This is a genomic window from Nonomuraea montanisoli (genome assembly GCF_013363975.1).
Lineage (GTDB): Bacteria > Actinomycetota > Actinomycetes > Streptosporangiales > Streptosporangiaceae > Nonomuraea > Nonomuraea montanisoli.
In genome coordinates, this window is sequence record NZ_JABWGN010000001.1 from 302,389 (window position 1) to 319,271 (window position 16,883).

12 protein-coding genes are annotated in these 16,883 nt (G+C 71.1%); 4 read left to right on the forward strand and 8 right to left on the reverse strand.

The window, feature by feature from the left end; translation table 11 throughout:
• Positions 1–78 precede the first annotated feature (78 nt).
• Complete coding sequence (secA, locus tag HTZ77_RS01400) at positions 79–2,874, reverse strand: preprotein translocase subunit SecA (RefSeq protein ID WP_175587567.1); 2,796 nt, start codon at positions 2,872–2,874, stop codon at positions 79–81.
• A gap of 162 nt (positions 2,875–3,036) precedes the next feature.
• Between secA and HTZ77_RS01405 the strand changes: the two genes are divergently transcribed.
• The gene (locus tag HTZ77_RS01405) at positions 3,037–3,360 is read left to right on the forward strand and encodes an HGxxPAAW family protein (RefSeq protein WP_235994117.1); all 324 of its coding nucleotides are present in this window, start codon (positions 3,037–3,039) and stop codon (positions 3,358–3,360) included.
• 571 nt (positions 3,361–3,931) lie between these two features.
• Here HTZ77_RS01405 and HTZ77_RS01410 read toward each other — a convergent pair.
• The gene (locus tag HTZ77_RS01410) at positions 3,932–5,131 is read right to left on the reverse strand and encodes an RNA-guided endonuclease InsQ/TnpB family protein (RefSeq protein ID WP_175587568.1); all 1,200 of its coding nucleotides are present in this window, start codon (positions 5,129–5,131) and stop codon (positions 3,932–3,934) included.
• Between the two features lie 121 nt (positions 5,132–5,252).
• On the opposite strand from HTZ77_RS01410, the gene HTZ77_RS45715 reads away from it, so the two are divergent.
• Positions 5,253–6,698 carry a winged helix-turn-helix domain-containing protein gene (locus tag HTZ77_RS45715; RefSeq protein ID WP_235994118.1) on the forward strand — a complete coding sequence of 482 codons (1,446 nt, stop codon included), beginning with the start codon at positions 5,253–5,255 and terminating at the stop codon, positions 6,696–6,698.
• Here HTZ77_RS45715 and HTZ77_RS01425 read toward each other — a convergent pair.
• From HTZ77_RS01425 to mtrA, 6 genes are all read right to left on the reverse strand, one after another.
• Positions 6,691–7,389 (reverse strand): response regulator, encoded by a 699-nt coding sequence (locus HTZ77_RS01425; protein ID WP_175587569.1) that lies wholly within the window; start codon positions 7,387–7,389, stop codon positions 6,691–6,693. The genes HTZ77_RS45715 and HTZ77_RS01425 overlap by 8 nt on opposite strands.
• A 161-nt stretch (positions 7,390–7,550) precedes the next feature.
• A complete protein-coding gene (gene hpf / locus HTZ77_RS01430) occupies positions 7,551–8,228 on the reverse strand; it encodes a ribosome hibernation-promoting factor, HPF/YfiA family (RefSeq protein WP_175587570.1) in 678 nt (225 codons plus the stop codon).
• A gap of 624 nt (positions 8,229–8,852) precedes the next feature.
• Positions 8,853–9,701, reverse strand: a complete 849-nt coding sequence (locus HTZ77_RS01435) for a ComF family protein (RefSeq protein ID WP_175587571.1) — start codon at positions 9,699–9,701, stop codon at positions 8,853–8,855.
• Positions 9,702–10,496: 795 nt separating this feature from the next.
• Complete coding sequence (locus HTZ77_RS01440; protein WP_175587572.1) at positions 10,497–12,281, reverse strand: LpqB family beta-propeller domain-containing protein; 1,785 nt, start codon at positions 12,279–12,281, stop codon at positions 10,497–10,499.
• Positions 12,268–14,013, reverse strand: coding sequence for an MtrAB system histidine kinase MtrB (gene mtrB, locus HTZ77_RS01445; RefSeq protein WP_175587573.1), 1,746 nt, complete (start codon positions 14,011–14,013; stop codon positions 12,268–12,270). Before mtrB ends, HTZ77_RS01440 begins: the two co-directional genes overlap by 14 nt.
• An 18-nt stretch (positions 14,014–14,031) precedes the next feature.
• Positions 14,032–14,709 (reverse strand): MtrAB system response regulator MtrA, encoded by a 678-nt coding sequence (gene mtrA, locus HTZ77_RS01450; protein WP_175587574.1) that lies wholly within the window; start codon positions 14,707–14,709, stop codon positions 14,032–14,034.
• 266 nt (positions 14,710–14,975) lie between these two features.
• On the opposite strand from mtrA, the gene HTZ77_RS01455 reads away from it, so the two are divergent.
• Positions 14,976–16,238: a glycerophosphoryl diester phosphodiesterase membrane domain-containing protein gene (locus HTZ77_RS01455; RefSeq protein ID WP_175587575.1), complete on the forward strand. Its 1,263-nt coding sequence runs from the start codon at positions 14,976–14,978 to the stop codon at positions 16,236–16,238.
• Positions 16,238–16,864: a DUF4129 domain-containing protein gene (locus HTZ77_RS01460; RefSeq protein WP_175587941.1), complete on the forward strand. Its 627-nt coding sequence runs from the start codon at positions 16,238–16,240 to the stop codon at positions 16,862–16,864. Before HTZ77_RS01455 ends, HTZ77_RS01460 begins: the two co-directional genes overlap by 1 nt.
• The last annotated feature ends 19 nt before the right edge of the window (positions 16,865–16,883 follow it).

Here is a 16,883-nt window from a genome sequence, read left to right on the forward strand (position 1 = left end):
CTTGACGGGGAACGGCCCCGCTCCCCTCGCCTGAGCGAGAGCAGCGGGGCCGTGAAACCTCAGCCGCGGTCGACCGGGTCAGGCCGCGTTGCGCGGGTCGCCGTGGCAGCGCTTGTACTTCTTGCCGGACCCGCACGGGCACGGCGCGTTGCGCTCGACGTTGCCGTAGGCCGCCCGCTCCGCCGCGGTGGTGCGGACGCGGGTGTGCTCGACCTCGCCCTGCTCGCCCGGCGCGGAGTACTCCAGCTCGGCGGGCCGCTCGGGACCGCGCAGGCCGCGCGCGATGATGGAGCGGGTCTCCGCCACCATCGCGTCCTCCTCCGCCTCCTCGACGATCGGGTTCTGCTGGACCTCGACCTCGATGTTGAACAGGAACCCGACCGAGTCCTCCTTGATGCCCTCGAGCATCGCGGCGAACATCTCGAAGCCCTCGCGCTGGTACTCGATCTGCGGGTCCTTCTGCGCGTAGGCCCGCATGCCGATGCCCTCGCGCAGGTAGTCCATCTCGTACAGGTGCTCGCGCCACTTGCGGTCGAGGACGGACAGGATGACCCGGCGCTCGAACTCGCGCATCGCCTCGGAGCCGAGCTCCTGCTCGCGCCGGTCGTAGGCCGCCAGCGCGTCCTGCTTGATCTTCTCGCTGATGAACTCGGCGGTGAGCTCCTCGCGCGAGCCGGCCTCCTCGACGAGGTTGTCGACGGTGACCTGGATCGGGTAGAGCTCGCTGAACGCCTTCCACAGCTTGTCGAGGTCCCACTCCTCGGCGAAGCCCTCGGAGGTGGCGCCCGCGACGTAGCCGTCGATCACGTCGCCGACGAAGCCGCGCACCTGCTCGTGCAGGTCGGCGCCCTCCAGCACCCGGTGGCGCTCGGCGTAGATGACCTTGCGCTGGCGGTTCATCACCTCGTCGTACTTGAGAACTTCCTTGCGGATCTCGAAGTTCTGCTGCTCGACCTGGTGCTGGGCGGAGGCGATGGCCTTGGAGACGATGCCCGACTCGATCGGCTGGTCGTCGGGGATGTTGAGCCGCGTCATGATCATCTCGACGCGGGCCGAGTTGAACAGGCGCATCAGGTCGTCGCCGAGCGAGAGGTAGAAGCGCGACTCGCCGGGGTCGCCCTGACGGCCGGAACGACCGCGGAGCTGGTTGTCGATGCGGCGCGACTCGTGGCGCTCGGTGCCGAGGACGTAGAGGCCGCCGATCCGGGTGACCTCGTCGTGCTCGGCCTTGACCGCGGCGTTGGCCTTCTCCAGCGCCTCGGGCCAGGCCTTCTCGTACTCCTCCGGTGTCTCGACCGGGTCGAGGCCGCGCTGGCGCAGCTCCAGGTCGGCGCGGAACTCGGGGTTGCCGCCGAGCATGATGTCGGTGCCGCGGCCGGCCATGTTGGTGGCGACGGTGACGGCGCCCTTGCGGCCCGCCTCGGCGATGATCGCGGCCTCACGCGCGTGGTTCTTCGCGTTGAGCACCTCGTGCGGAACGCCCTGGCGCTTGAGGGCCCGCGACAGCCGCTCGGACTTCTCGACCGAGGTGGTGCCGACGAGCACCGGCTGGCCCTGCTCGTAGCGGTCCTTGATGTCCATGACCACGGCGTCGAACTTGGCGTCCTCGGTCTTGTAGACCACGTCCGCCTGGTCCTTGCGGATCATCGGCCGGTTGGTGGGGATGGGCACCACGCCGAGCTTGTAGGTCTTGTGGAACTCGTTGGCCTCGGTGACGGCGGTGCCGGTCATGCCGGACAGCTTCTCGTAGAGGCGGAAGTAGTTCTGCAGCGTGACGGTGGCGAGAGTCTGGTTCTCGTCCTTGATCTGCACGCCTTCCTTGGCCTCGATGGCCTGGTGCATGCCCTCGTTGTAGCGACGGCCGTGCAGGATGCGCCCGGTGAACTCGTCGACGATCAGGACCTCGCCGTCGGCGACGATGTAGTCCTTGTCCTTCTTGAACAGCTCCTTGGCCTTGAGCGCGTTGTTCAGGAAGCCGACCAGGTGGGTGTGCTCGGGCTTGTAGAGGTTGTCGATGCCGAGCCAGTCCTCGACCTTGGTGACGCCCGCCTCCAGCACGCCGACCGTGCGCTTCTTCTCGTCGACGACGTAGTCGCCGGTGCTCTCCTCGCCGGGGTTCTTCGCCTCGACGCCCCGGCGCAGCCTGGGCACGATCTTGGCGAACTCGGCGTACCACTTGCCGGACTGCTCGCCGGGACCGGAGATGATCAGCGGCGTGCGGGCCTCGTCGATGAGGATGGAGTCGACCTCGTCGACGATCGCGAAGTTGTGGCCGCGCTGGACGCACTCGTCGAGCGACCAGGCCATGTTGTCGCGCAGGTAGTCGAAGCCGAACTCGTTGTTGGTGCCGTACGTGATGTCGGCCTCGTACTGCTTGCGGCGCTCGTCGGGCTGCTGACCGGCCAGGATCACGCCGACGTCGAGCCCGAGGAAGCGGTGGATGCGGCCCATCTTCTCGGCGTCGCGCTTGGCGAGGTAGTCGTTGACCGTGATCACATGGACGCCCTTGCCGGCCAGCGCGTTGAGGTAGGCGGGCAGGGTGCAGGTGAGGGTCTTGCCCTCACCGGTCTTCATCTCGGAGATGTTGCCCATGTGGAGGTTGGCGCCGCCCATGATCTGGACGTCGTAGGGGCGCTGGCCGAGCACGCGGCGGGCCGCCTCGCGCACGGTGGCGAACGCCTCGGGAAGCAGGTCGTCGAGCGACTCCCCGTCTTTGTAGCGCTGCTTGAACTCGTCCGTCAGCGCGCGCAACTCCGCGTCGGACAGGCTCGTGAAGTCGTCCTCGATGGAGTTGACCTGGTCTGCGATCCGCTTGAGCTTGCGGAGGATCTTGCCCTCGCCGGCACGCAGGATCTTGTCGAGAATGGCTGCCACTTTATGTAAAGCTCCTCGCAGGTCTACCCCGGCGGCGCCGCCAGGAGGAGAGGCCGAGACAAACTTCCCCGTTGCCATGGTAGGCGGTTCCGCCAGCAGACACAGCCACCGCGACATCGAGGGCGCAGGTGATGTCTGGGAGAATGGGGCGAGGCAGAGGGTATGCCGGTTGACAGCCGGCTCGCACCAAATAGCGGGATATCCGGCAAAGGGAAGGATTTTGTCATGGTTGAGGGCCAGAAGAGCGAGCAGACTGAGCATCTCGGCAGTCACGGCGGGCGCGCGTCTTCGTGGCTCGCGGTCACCGTCATGCTGATCGGGTTCATCGTCGGCGGTGTCGGGCTGACCCTGGCGAGCTGGACGCTCGTCTGGGTCGGCGCCGGGGTGATCGTCGTGGGCGGCATCCTGGCGCTCGTCTTCGACATCTTCTCCGACGTCGTGATCGACGCCCCCCGCGTCGGCATGTCCGTCGAAGACCACCGCTGACCCCGAGCCCAGACGGTCTTCCAGGCGCAGGAGCGGCGTCACACCACGCGACGCCGCTCCTTCGCATGTCGTCGTTCTGTCGCTGACACCCCACGCGCTCTCCTTGGCGTCTCCGCACGCGACTGATGCTGACCTTCAGGCGCTCCGCGCTCCTGTCGCCCCGTCCCAGAGCGCGGGCGAGGGCGGCCGTTGTCCCTCCCCGGCCTCGGGCGTGTCGTCGACCCGGCGTCCCCTCCCAGGCCGCCCGGCCCGATGTCTGCTCTCGGGCGTGCGGCCGGCCCCACATCACGCTGCCGGGCGCGCCGCGAAGCCGGCCGCGGTTTCTCGGGCGCCGCCGTCGCGGGCCTTCGGGCGCGGACGGCCCTGAGCGTGGAGAGCGTCGTTCTCGGAGGCGGGCGTGCGGCGAAGCGGCCAGGTTTGTGGTGGACGCTCCGACCCGGCTACCTGCGGAGAGGTTCCTCCAGATTCTCCCCAGCCGCCCCGCGCTCGCGTTTCTGTCGGTGGGCGGCGCTAGCATGCGCCGCATGCTCGCCTGCCGTACGGAACCGCTGACTTGACTTCCTCCCCATGCCTAAGGGCAGGGGATGCCAACCTTCACAGGTTGGGGTTCCTGATTCCCAGGCGACTGCACCCGGAGGGCCCCGGAATGTCTGACGTCACCTCCACAGGCAGTCACGGCAAGACCTGCCGCCAGGATGTTCTTCGCGGCGTTGACGTCCCGGTCGTGCCGGGTGCCGCAGGACGGGCACTGCCACGTCCGGATGCCGAGCGGAAGCTGCGTGAGCAGGTGCCCGCAGGCCGAGCAGGTCTTGGAGCTGGGCAGCCAGCGGTCGACCACGATCAGCTGACGGCCGTGTCTGGCCGCTTTGTATTCGAGCATGCGGCGGAAGGCGCCCCACCCGCAGTCGGAGATGGCCTTGGCCAGCTTCCGGTTGCGGACCATGTTGGCCACGGCCAAGTCCTCGATCACGATCACGTCGTGGTCGCGCACCAGCCGCGTGCTGGTCTTGTGCAGGAAGTCCGTCCGGGACGCGCGCACCTTCCGGTGGGCGCGGGCAACCTTCGCTCTCGCCTTGCGGTGGTTGCTCGACCCGCGAATCTTGCGCGCTTGGCGGCGCTGGTAGCGGGCCAGGTTGCGGTCCCGCCTGGCCAGATGGCGCGGGTTCGGGATCCTTTCGCCGTCGGAGGTGATGGCGAAGTCCTTCACCCCGAGATCAACAGCGACCATGGCTCCGATCACGGGCAACTGGTCCGGGGCGGGGACGTCGATGGCGAAGGAGACGTACCACCGTCCGCACGGATCCTTGGAGACGGCCACCGTGGTCGGGTCGATCGACGCCGGGTCAACCTCGGGCCAGGACCAGACGAAGGCCAGGGGCCTGTCCATCTTCGCGAGGAGCAGCCGCCCGTCGCGGTAGCGAAACCCGGACCGGGTGTATTCGGCCGACTGCCGTCCAGTGCGAGACTTGTAACGCGGGTATCTGGCGCGTCCGGCGAAGAAGTTCGCGAACGCCGTCTGCTGGTGGCGGATCGTCTGCTGCAGTGGGACCGAGGAGACCTCGTTCAGCCATGCCAGCTCGTCGGTGGCCTTCATCGCGGTGAGATGGGCGTTGGCCTGGATGAGACCGGTCTTCGCCCGCTGGGTGCGATAGCGGTCGTGCCGCCAGGCCAGGGTGCGGTTCCAGACGACGCGTACGCAGCCGAACGTGCGATTCAGCACGCCGGCCTGCTCAGGCGGCGGGTACGCCCGGCACTTGTACGCCGTTCTCACAAATCCATTTTGACGAATCACGCACTCAAGAACACCCGCTTGGCGTGAAGCATGTGCAGGTGGTGTCCAGCTTTTCCTCCCCAGGGCTGAGGCCCGGGGGCTCCAGCCTTAAGGAGTTTTGATGACCGACCTGACCGCCGACGAGGCGCGCCGGATCATCCTGCGCGCGCAGGGCCTGCTCGGCGCCGAGGGGCGCAAGGGCGGCCCGCGCGGCATGCTGCGCAGGCTCGGCGCGGTGCAGCTCGACACGATCTCGGTCCTGGCCCGGTCCCACGAGCTGGTCGCCTACGCGCGCCTCGGAGCCGTCGGCAGGGCGGCGGTCGAGCGCGCCTACTGGCACGACCCGGCGCAGAGCTTCGAATACTGGTGCCACGCCGCCTGCATCCTGCCGATCGAGCACTGGCCGCTCTACGCCTTCCGCCGCCGCGCCTACCGGGAGCGGGGCTTCCGCTGGCACGATGTCCCCTACGACCAGGTCGAGAAGCTGCTGCGGCAGGTGCGCGAGTCCGGCCCCGTCACCACCGCCGAGGTGGGCGGCGCGCGGGCGGCCAGGCGGTCCGACGGCGACGGGCAGGCCGGCGAGTGGTGGGACTGGTCCGAGTCCAAGATCGCGCTGGAGTGGCTGCTCGACATCGGCGAGCTGGTCTGCACCCGGCGCGTCGGCTGGCGGCGGGTCTACGACCTCGCCGAGCGCGTCGTCCCCGCCGACCTGCTGGCCGAGGACCTCACCGACGAGGAGTGCGTCGTACGCCTCGCGCGTGTCGCCGGCCGCGCGCTGGGCGTCGCGACCCGGGGCGATCTGATCGACTTCCTGCGGCTCAAGGGCAAGTACGCCGCGATGCTCGACGAGTGCCTGCTCAGCGGCGCGGCCGGGCTCGTGCCGGTGACCGTGTCGGGCTGGCCGGTCCGGGACGCGCCGCGCGGCGGGAGCGCTAACGGCGGGAGCACGAACGGCGGCGGCGCGTCCGGCGGGAGCGCTGACGGCGGGAGCGCGTCCGGCGGCGGCGCGAGCGCGGACGGCCGGAGCGCGGGCGACGGCGATGCGAGCGGCAGCAGCGGCAGCGGCAGCGGCAGCGGCAAGGTGACGATCGCGGTCAACGGGCGGGCCGCGGGTTCAGGCCGGGCCGCCGTCCGGGCCAAGACGGTCAAGGGCGCCGCCGCGTGGGCCGACCCCGAGGCGCTGGCCGCCGAGCCGCGCGGCCGGCACCGCACCACGCTGGTCTCGCCGTTCGACTCGCTCATCTGGCACCGGGGCCGCACCGAGCGGGTCTTCGGCTTCGCGTACACGCTGGAGCTGTACGTGCCGCGCCACAAGCGCGTGCACGGCTACTTCACGATGCCCGTGCTGGCCGGGGGCAGGCTGATCGGAAGGGTCGATCCCGCGCGCGAGGGTTCCACGCTGGTGGCGCGGCAGCTCAGTCTGGAGCCCGGGCTGAGCGGCGCCCGGTGGGCCGACGCGCTGCGCGACGCCCTCTGGTCGGCCGCCGAGTGGGTGGGCTGCGACGCCGTACGGGTCGAACGGGCCGCCCCGGGCCTCGCCGCCCACCTGGAGACGGCCGTCAGGTGATCTCCAGCATGCGCTCGCGCACGGCGTAGACCACGGCCTCCATGCGCGAGTGCAGCTGCAGCTTGTCCAGGATGTTGCGGACGTGGTTCTTCACCGTGTTCTCGCTGATGAACAGCTGCTTGGCGATCTCCCGGTTGTTCATGCCCTTGGCGACCAGGCGCAGCACCTCCATCTCGCGCTCGGTGAGCCGTGGGACCGGCAGCTGGGGGGGCCGCTCGGCCTCCTTGCGGCTCATGTTCGCGAACTCGGTGATGAGCTTGGCCGCCATGGCCGGGTTGATGAGCGACTGGCCCTCGTGGACGCCGCGCACCGCCGCCGGGACGTCGTTGATCTGGACGTCCTTGAGCAGGTAGCCCGTCGCACCGGCCTTGATGGCCTCGAAGAGGTCCTCCTCCTCGTCGCTCACCGTCAGCATGATGATGCGGGTGCTCGGCACCGAGGCCCGGATGCCCTTGGTGGCCTCGATGCCGTCCTGCCGGGGCATGCGGACGTCCATGAGCGCCACGTCGGGCATGAGGCGGTCGGCCAGTTCGACCGCCTCCTGCCCGTCGCTCGCCTCTCCGACCACGTCGATGTCCGGCTCCGCGGCCAGCGCCAGAGCCAGGCTCCGCCTGATCAGCTCGTGGTCGTCCACGATCAGCACGCGGATCGGCTCGCCGCCGGGCGCGCCGCCCTCGTCGGGCTCGGTCACGAGGCCTCCTCGGTCAGCATCGCGACCTCGCTTCGCTCGCTCACACGCACCTGACTGAGCTCGCTCACGTCTCCTCCTCGTCGGGGGGGCCAGAGCCGTTGGACCGATGATGACACGAGTGCCGGGTCCTCGGTTGGTCGAGAAGATCCTTTAAGACGCTATCAGGGCTCGACGAGCCGCAACACGCCGTAGTTGTACCCGCGCCGGTTGTAGACGACGCACGGCTGCCCGCTCTCCTTGTCTCGGAACAGGTAGAAGTCGTGCCCGACCAGCTCCATCTCGAGGAGGGCCTGGTCGATGGTCATGGGCTCGGCTCGGTGGAACTTCTCCCTCACGATGAGGGGGCCGTCACCTTCCATCTCGATGGGGACGATGTCGTCGTAGCGCCGGTCGTCGTACTGGGTGTCGTCGGGAAGCTCGCCGGTCTCGGGCTCGGGTGCCTCGGTGGCGAGCGGGGATGGGGCGGGTGCGAGATCCGCGGCGTCAGGGAGCGACGCGGTGAGCTCCGCCACGGAGGGCGGGCAGTGGTTGCCGTGGTGGACCTTGCGCCGGTCGGCGAGCCTGCGCAGGCGGCCTTCCAGCTTGTCCAGGGCGATGTCGAGGGCGGAGAAGCGGTCGTCGGCGGAGGCCTCGGCCCTGATGGCGGGCCCCCGGGAATGGATGGTCAGCTCGACGCGCTCGCGTTGCGCGGCGAGGCGCGGATTGCGCTCTTTCGACACCTCCACGTCGACTCTGATCAGTTTGCTGTCGAGACGCTCGATCCTGGCCAGCTTGGTCGTCACTTGGTCGCGGAACCGATCACTCACTCCTGTGTGCCGGCCCTTGACGATGATGTCCATGCAACAGCCCCCCTTCGCCTAACGACTGAGATAGAGCGCCCGGCGACGCGCCTGCCGGGCAGGGTCTTCTGTTTGCCTCCTGTTCACCGTTCCCCGCTTTCGGCCTTCCATCACCGGAGTTTCGGGCGGCACCCGTTCGGCCGACCTGGTCTTCGACCCCACATCCGCCTGCTGAGGGTTTCGCAGCTCTGATGCCACTACTGCCCTTCTCTTCTGACGAGGGACATCTGGACCCTCGGGAAGGCAGGACTTACCCCTAAGCCGCACCGTGATCGGTCGACAAAGAGTCGCCTTACGTGGACCGTTTCGCCTGCGGCTGGCATCGGCTAGCAGAGCCGGGACTCCCGGCTCTACGCAACCACGGACCCGAACGGGTGCCATGTCAGAACGCTATCCGGATCGGACCCGAATGTCAGCCTGGGGATTGCTCAAAGGATCACTTTCTGTGATTTTCGCTTGGTGTGACTCGGGGGAAAGTTGCCCCCGTTTAGGATCTCCCTACCTTTATGTACCTCATGATGATCTCTCTGAGCTGGCTCTCGTCCGCACAGGGGGTAGTCACATGTGACCCACACGTGAGCACTCCGCGCGGCCGGTCGTCACCCACGGTGACCTTCGGACATTTCAGGATCTTCGGCGTGTCGCGGCCACGGTCGCGGCGCACACCACGTCCGACCCCTGCTCCCGGAGCGCCCGGGCCGCCTCCGCCAGCGTGGCGCCGGTGGTCACCAGATCGTCCACGAGCACCACGGGTATGCCGGGCTTGGCGGGCGTCCGAAAGTTGTCCGTCCCGTGACCATGGAGGGTGAGCGGTGCCGGGGCCGCGGCGGCCGCCTTCGGCCCCTCCTCGCGTCCGGCGCCCCGCAGAGAGCCGGCCACGTTCGCGGCAACGCGTAGAGAGCTGGCCTGGTTCGCGGCGCGGCCGGTGACACGCAGGGAGCCCGCCAGGTTCGCGGCGCGTTCGGCCGCGTCGAGCCCCGCCTGGTCGGCCACGCGTCGTGCCGGTGTCAGGGCCCGCCACAGCACGGCCGGACGGCCGAGCCGCGTCAGGGCGTGGACGGCCAGCTCGGCGAGCCGCCCCATGGGGTCGTGGCCCCGCGAGCGCAGGGCGCGGCGGGCGCTCGGCACCGGCACGACCGCGAACGGGCCCTCGATCGGGCGGCCGGCCGCGAACGGGCCCTCGATCGGGCGGCCGGCCGTGAGAGCCGAGGCCACGGTGAAGGCGAGCAACGCGGCCAGGGGGACCGCCAGGCCGGTCTGGGCGCGTTCCTTGTAGGCGATCACGGCTCGCCGCAGCGGGCCTTCGTACCAGGTGGCGGACCAGCAAACCGGGAGCCCGGCGGGGCGCGGGGACGGTGTCCGGGCCGCCGGGGCGACGAGCGGCGCGAGGCACGCGTCGCACAGGGGCGCCCCGGCGGCGCCGCACCCCACGCAGGGGCGCGGCAGGAGCACGTCGAGCACGGCGGTCAGCACGCGCCCCAGCATGCAGGACGCCACCGACATTCCCGCCGGGGTCGTGAGGCCCCGGTCGCGATCCCCGCGTACCGTCGCCGCCGCAGGTGTGTGCAGGTCGCGTGAGTCCCTTCGCGCCGAGCGCGTTCGCACACCGTCCCGCCCCTCCGCACGCCCCCATGCAGGGCGCGTGCACCCCGTCGCGCCTCCGCACGCCCCGTGCAGGGCGCGTGCACCCCTTCGCGCCAGGCGCGTTCGCGTCCCGCCGTGCCCCTTCTGCGCGGCCCCTGCGTCCCTTCACGCCGGGCACGTTCACGCCCCCCGTGCCCCTTCTGCGCGGCCCCGTGCGTCCCTTAACGCCGGGCGCGTTCAAGCCCCCCGTGCCCCTCTGCGCGGCCGGTGCAGGGCGGTGGAGCTGAGGGGTGGTAGGCCCGGTGGGGGTGAGGGGAGCGGGTGAGGGCGGGCGGGATGGTGCGCCCGGTTGGGCATGGAGGGAAGCCGGTGAGGAGGCGGGATGGTGGGCCCGGTGGGGACGGCGCGAGTGTGGTGTCCAGCCGGGAGGACCGGAGACCGACACGCCTGACAGCACCGGCAGGCCGGTCAGCGGGAAGGCCGGAGGGCGGAGGGCCGGAGGGGGCGGAGGGGGCGGAGGGGGGCAGAGGGCCGGAGGGCGGACAGCCCCTGCGGGCCCGTCAGCCTGGGGGTCAGTCGGCCTGGGCAGGGCGGCCAGCCTGGGCGGGTCGGCCAGCCTGGGCGGGTCGGCCAGCCTGGGCGGGGCGGTCAGCCTGGGCCGGGCGGTCGGCCTGGGCGGGGCGGTCAGCCCAGGGAGAAGATGGGGTTGGCGGCGTCGCCCTCGTCGACCTTGGACACCCACCCCTGCTTGTCCTGGTTGAACTCCAGGATCCCCTTGCGGCCCTCCGTGGCCGCCAGCAGCCGCTGTCCCAGGGCGCTGATCGACTCCAGCCGCTTGTTGGTCGCCGGGAGCTCCGTGCTCTGCCCGTCGCCCACGTAGATCTCCCTGACGCTCTGCGCGTTCTTGCTCTGGATGAGCACCAGCAGCCGCTCGCCGTCGCGCCAGGCGATGTCCCTGATCTCCTCGTCGGTCACCGTGATCAGCGTCTGGAAGTTGCCCAGCATGGGCGCGCCGCCCCCGCCGGTGATCGCGCCGACCCGGACCTCGTTCTTGCCGACCGTCACCGCGACCCGCACCCCGTCGCGCGAGACGCGCAGCCGCGTGACGTCGAGACCGTCGAGGCCCGGCGCGGCCACCCGCTCGGGCCCCCGGCCGGAGGCGGGGTCGCAGCGCAGGACGGTGTCGTTGGCCCGGTCGTAGGTCCACAGCGTGCCGTCGCGGTGCCAGGAGGGCGGGGTGAGGTCCTCCTGACGGCCCTGGATCCAGCGCTGCCACCGGCCGTCGGGGGCGACGCGGGTGACCCAGATGCCGCCCCCGGCCGCCGGCGTGCCGCGCGCCGCCACCATGGCGCCCCCGTCGGACATCGACAGGCGGCTGTAGAGCTCGTTCGGCTGGCCGGCGGGGCCCTGGACGGCGTTGCCCGGCCGGTCGTCGCCCAGGGAGTGCACGGCGCCCCGGCTGACGTAGTAGGCCGGGCTGACGTTGCTGCCGAGCCAGTCCTCGCGCATGTCGTCGGCGCGGATGACGAGCGGGTCGGAGGAGTAGAACGGCTCGCCGTCGAGCTGCACCTCGATGGTGCGGCCGTTGGCCATGTCGTTGTTGTTGAGCGTCCACTTGAGCTGTGCCTTGAGCCCGTCGGTGTACAGGTCGTCGGGCGCGATGGGGCCGTGCAGGTCGACCACGACGCGGTCGTCGTCGGAGCGGACCGAGCGGATGCTCATGCCCTGCGGGAAGACGCTGCCGACCGCGCCGTGCAGCGCCTTGCTGGGCCCCTCCAGGAGGCGGCGGACGATGGTCTGCGCGAAGTTCTCGGTCGGCTTGACGCGCAGCCACACCCGGTCGACGACGAGCCGCCGCTCGGCGAACAGCCGGCTCGGTCCGGGCGGCCCGGCCAGGAAGTACAGCTTGGTCGGCCGGTAGGCGCGGGCCACGTCGTCCATGGTCAGCAGCAGCCCGACGCCCCGCTCGACCGACTGGACGTGGTAGCCGCCCTGCGCGTCCTTGACCAGGGTGAAATCGACGGAGATGTCGCCCACGGCGGCCGAGTACGGCATGTACGTGTCGTCGGCCTCGATGCGGGCGACCGGGGTGCCGGTGAGCCGGATGACCACCTGGTCGCCATCGCTTTTGCCGACATAGTCGTACTTGGGGCGGTTGGCGATGACCGTGATGGGACCATCCGGTTTCCAGGTCTTCGCGGCGGCGGGCGTGAGGTACGTGGACAGCACGTCGGGCTCGTCGGCGTAGGCCGCCATCGCGGCCTGGAGCCCCTGGACGACCTGAAGGGGCGCCCAGGCCGGCTGCGGCGAGACGGCGATCATGCGCTGGAACGGCTTGCTCATGGGGTCGCCGCCGCCGGCCTCGTCCACCGGGAACGGGCCGCCGACCGGGATCACCGCGCACCCGGAGCCCGCCCACGCCGCGACGGCGAGGGCCAGGGCGGCGGCCAGCCGCCTAGAGCTCCTCATGTCCGGCTCCGTCTCCCGACGCCGGCAGCAGCACCGGGGTCATCTGGCCTCGCCAGGTGCGGCGCATCTCGATCTCGGGGGGCACCAGCGACAGCGGCGACCCCTTGAGGTCGGCGCCCGCCGTCCTGGGCAGCGTGAGCCTGAACTGGGTGCCCTCGCCGGGCTGCCCCCACGCCTGCAGCCAGCCGCCGTGGAGCGTGGCGTCCTCGCGCGAGATGGCCAGCCCGAGCCCGGTGCCGCCGATGGTGCGCGCCCGCGAGGGGTCGGCCCGCCAGAACCGGTCGAACACCATCGTCTCCTCGCCGGCCTTCAGGCCGATGCCGTGGTCGCGCACGGCGACGGCGACGGCGTCGCGGTCGGCGCCCACCGTGACCACCACGTCGCGGCCCTCGCCGTGCTCGATCGCGTTGAACAGCAGGTTGCGCAGGATCCGCTCGACCCGGCGGTTGTCGATCTCGGCCATGCACGGCTCGTTGGGCAGCCGCAGCTCGAAGCGGGTGGAGTGGCGCTCGGCCAGCGCCTCGGAGTCGGCGATGGCGCGCAGCACGACGTCGCGCACGTCGACGGGGTCGAGGTCGAGGGTGGCGGCGCCGGCGTCGTAGCGGCTGATCTCCAGCAGGTCGGCCAGCATGGACTCGAAGCGTTCGAGCTGGGCCTGCATGAGCTCGGCGGAGCGGGCGGCCATCGGCTCGAAGTCCTCGCGGGCGTCGTAGAGCAGGTCGGCGGCCATCCGCACCGTGGTGAGCGGGGTGCGCAGCTCGTGGGAGACGTCGGAGACGAACTGGCGCTGCACCTGGGACAGCTCCTCCAACTGGTGGATCTTGAGCGCGAGGTTGCCGGCCATCTCGTTGAACGAGGTCGCCAGCCGGGCCAGGTCGTCCTCGCCGCGCACCTTGAGCCGTTCGTCGAGCTTGCCGGCGGCCAGGCGCTCGGCGGCCTGGCGGGCCAGCCGCACGGGGGTGACCACCTGGCGCGCCACGAGGTAGGCGATCGCGGCGAGCAGCAGCACGAGCCCGAAGCCCACCACGACGATCGCCAGGCGGACGTTGGAGAGCATCTGCTCTTCGTCGTTGAGCGGGAAGAAGTGGTAGACCTCGTAGCTGGCGCCCGCGTCGGGCGGGATGAGACCGCCGATGACCAGCGTGAGCCGGGGTTGGGTCTCGCCGCTGAAGCGGATGAGCGCCTGGTGCCGCAGCGGCTTGTCGTAGCGCAGGTTCTTGGCCTGCCGTTCGAGGCCCTGTCGCAGGGCCAGGGGCACGTCGCGCGGCGACACCTTGCCGGAGGCGCGCGAGGCGCCCGGGGTGGCGGTGTTGAGGACGAGCACCTCGTAGCGCTTCTTGGAGCCGTTCTCGCCGGAGCCGGTGATGGTGTTCATCACGGCGTCGAGGGGGTCGGCCGGCGCGCTCTTGCCGGTGTCGGCGGGCTTGGCCTGGTCGTCGGGCTCCTGGCTGAGCGCGGCGGCGATCTGGACCCGGTCGGCGAACGCCTCGCTGGCGGCCGACGCCTGGCTGCTCGCGATGACCGACTTGTTGATCTGGTCGGACAGGAACACGCCGAGGACGACGACGACCGTCACGGAGATGACCAGCGTGCTCGTGACGACCTGGAGCTGGAGTGAGCGCCGCCAGGCCCGGCGGACCGCTCCCACCGCACGCCGCGCCCGCCGGCGGACCCCGCCCAGGATCTGGCGGAGCGTCCGCCGACGGAGAGATTTCCTCGTCGTCGGGGGCATGGCGCGCGGAAGTGCCCGCTAGGCGGGGCCGGCCTTGTACCCCACGCCGCGGACGGTGACCACGATCTCGGGGTGCTCGGGGTCCTTCTCGATCTTGGCGCGGAGGCGCTGCACGTGCACGTTGACCAGGCGCGTGTCGGCGGCGTGCCGGTAGCCCCAGACCTGCTCCAGCAGGACCTCGCGGGTGAACACCTGGCGCGGCTTGCGGGCGAGCGCGACGAGCAGGTCGAACTCCAGCGGCGTGAGGTTGATGGTCTCCTCGGCCCGCTTGACGGAGTGGCCCGCGACGTCGATCGTGATGTCGCCGATCTGCAGGATCTCGGGGGTCGGCTCGTCGGTGCGGCGCAGCCGCGCCCGCACCCGCGCCACCAGCTCCTTGGGCTTGAACGGCTTGACGATGTAGTCGTCGGCGCCCGACTCCAGGCCGAGCACGACGTCGATCGTGTCGCTCTTGGCGGTGAGCATGACGATCGGGACCCCGGATTCGGCCCTGATCCTGCGGGCCACGTCGATGCCGTCGGCCCCCGGGAGCATCAGGTCGAGCAGCACCAGATCCGGGCGCGTGTCCCGGAACGCGTCAAGCGCCTTGTCGCCGTCGGAGACAAAGGATGGTTCGAAGCCCTCTCCGCGCAACACGATGCCCAGCATCTCGGCGAGAGCGGCATCGTCATCGACGACCAGCACGCGACCTTTCATGGCCCCTCATTCGTTCTACGCATTCTGGGACATACCCGCACGATCGCTGAAGGTTACCCTTGGTCGGCTCATGTGTGGGACAGGGGACCTTCAAAAGACCAATTTTAGACTCGCCCCACGATCGCCATATCAGTCTGCGGTAACCGACCGCCTTTCTGCCATCCCTAGACGAGATCACGCCGTGATTCGCCCGGGAATGGGGGCAACCGTCGCGCCGAATGCCCTCCCCGACACCACCGCGTCCCCCAGCGTGCCAGGATTGGGATATGTCTGACGGTCACGGCCCCTCGCCCGAGACGCCACCAGGCTGGGCGGCCGAGCAGCCCCCACCCTACGGCCCTTCGCAGGCCTCGCCGTGGACCGCCCCCGGCTCCGCCCCGGGAGCTCCGCACGGCGCCGGCCCCCAGGCCCCCTTCCAGCAGGACCCTCACGCTCCGTACCCGCCCCATCCCCCGCAGCCGGGCGGCCCCGGCCACGGGCCGGGCCACGGGTACGCCTACGGCATCCCGCAGGCGCCGCGCCCGGGGATCATCCCGCTGCGTCCGCTGCGCCTCGGCGACATCCTCGACGGCGCCATCAAGCTGGTCCGCTCCAACCCCAAGGCGGTGCTCGGGCTCTCGGCCGTCGCCGCGCTGCTGGCCTCCCTGCCGGTCGCCGTGGGCCAGGCGTTCGTGCTCGGCTCGATGCGCTCGACCCTCCGCGAGACCTACACCGACCCGTACGCGGCGACCGACCCGACCGGCCTGTACGGCGGCTTCGCCGCCCAGTACGGAGGCGCCGCGGTCTCCGCGGCCGTCAGCTTCGTGGTCGTGACCGTGCTGACCGGCGTGCTGACGCGCATCCTCGGCCGGGCCGTCTTCGGCGGCTCCATCACCGCGGGCGAGGCGTGGCGGCTGACCCGGGGGCGCCTGCCCGCGCTGTTCGGCATGGTGGGGATCCTCGTCGCCGTGCTGCTGGTCCCCCTGGTGGCCTTCGTCCTGATCCTCGTGGCGCTGTACGCCACCAGGTCGGTCTCCGGCGGCGGCCTGGCGGCCGTCGTGCTGGTGATGGTCCTTCTGTACCTGCCCTACCTGGTGTTCTTCCGCACCAAGTTCGGTCTCGCGGCCCCGGCGGTGGTGCTGGAGGGCATGGGCCCGGTCGCGGCCCTGCGGCGCTCCTGGCAGCTCGTCAGCGGCGACTTCTGGCGGGTCTTCGGCATCATGCTGCTCACCTCCCTCATCGTGGGCGTCGTCGCGAGCATCCTGCAGGTGCCGTTCACCTTCGTCGGCACGTTCCTGGGACTGCTGGGCGACGGCGCGGGTGCCACGGTCGGCGCCACGGTGCTCATCACCGTCGGAGGCACGGTGGGCGCGATGATCAGCTACCCGATCGAGGCCGGCGTGTCGGGCCTGCTGTACGCCGACCGCCGCATGCGCAGCGAGGCGTTCGACCTCGTCCTGCAGACCGCGGCCGTGGAGCAGCAGCGGCAGGGCTGGGTGCACGCCTCGGCGGACGACCTCTGGCGTCCGACCCACACCCCGGCCCCGTGATGGTGGTCCTGGCGAGCCCGATCGGCCGCGACGAGGCCGCGCGCCGCGCCGCCCAGGAGCTCGCCCGGCCCGAGTACGCCCACGAGTCGCTGCTCGACCAGCTCTACCGGCACTTCATGCAGTTCCTGAGCGACCTGCTGGACGCGGTGGCCGGCGGCGGCACCGCCGGCGGCTTCGTCGCGGCCATCCTCATCACGCTCGTCCTCGTGGGCCTGGTCGCGCTGGGCGCCTGGCGGCTGCGGCGCGCGGCCCGCGAGAACGCGCCCGCGCACGGCGTGTTCGGCGCGCGGGTGATGACCGCCGCCGAGCACCGGGAGGCGGCCGAGCGCGCCGCCGCCGAGGGCCGCCACACCGAGGCGATCCAGGAGCGGCTGCGCGCGATCGCCCGCGACCTGGAGGAGCGCGCGCTGGTCGACGGCCAGCCCGGCCGCACGGCCGACGAGCTGGCGGCCGAGGCGGGCCGGGCGCTGCCGGACTTCGCCGGCGACCTCGCCGCCGCCGCGCGCTCGTTCGACGACGTGACCTACGGCGGCGTGGCCGGCACCCCGGCCGCGTACGCGGCGATGCGCGACCTCGACGAGCGCCTGCGCCAGGCCCGGCCCGCACCTCTGGGAGCCCCGGCGTGAGCGCCCGCGAGCGGCGCGG

Coding starts and splice junctions, on each gene's coding strand:
- HTZ77_RS01405 (WP_235994117.1), top strand. CDS start 3,037: ATGCCGGTTGACAGCCGGCTCGCACCAAATAGCGGGATATCCGGCAAA.
- HTZ77_RS45715 (WP_235994118.1), top strand. CDS start 5,253: ATGACCGACCTGACCGCCGACGAGGCGCGCCGGATCATCCTGCGCGCG.
- hpf (WP_175587570.1), bottom strand. CDS start 8,228: ATGGACATCATCGTCAAGGGCCGGCACACAGGAGTGAGTGATCGGTTC.
- HTZ77_RS01440 (WP_175587572.1), bottom strand. CDS start 12,281: ATGAGGAGCTCTAGGCGGCTGGCCGCCGCCCTGGCCCTCGCCGTCGCG.
- mtrB (WP_175587573.1), bottom strand. CDS start 14,013: ATGCCCCCGACGACGAGGAAATCTCTCCGTCGGCGGACGCTCCGCCAG.
- mtrA (WP_175587574.1), bottom strand. CDS start 14,709: ATGAAAGGTCGCGTGCTGGTCGTCGATGACGATGCCGCTCTCGCCGAG.
- HTZ77_RS01455 (WP_175587575.1), top strand. CDS start 14,976: ATGTCTGACGGTCACGGCCCCTCGCCCGAGACGCCACCAGGCTGGGCG.
- HTZ77_RS01460 (WP_175587941.1), top strand. CDS start 16,238: ATGGTGGTCCTGGCGAGCCCGATCGGCCGCGACGAGGCCGCGCGCCGC.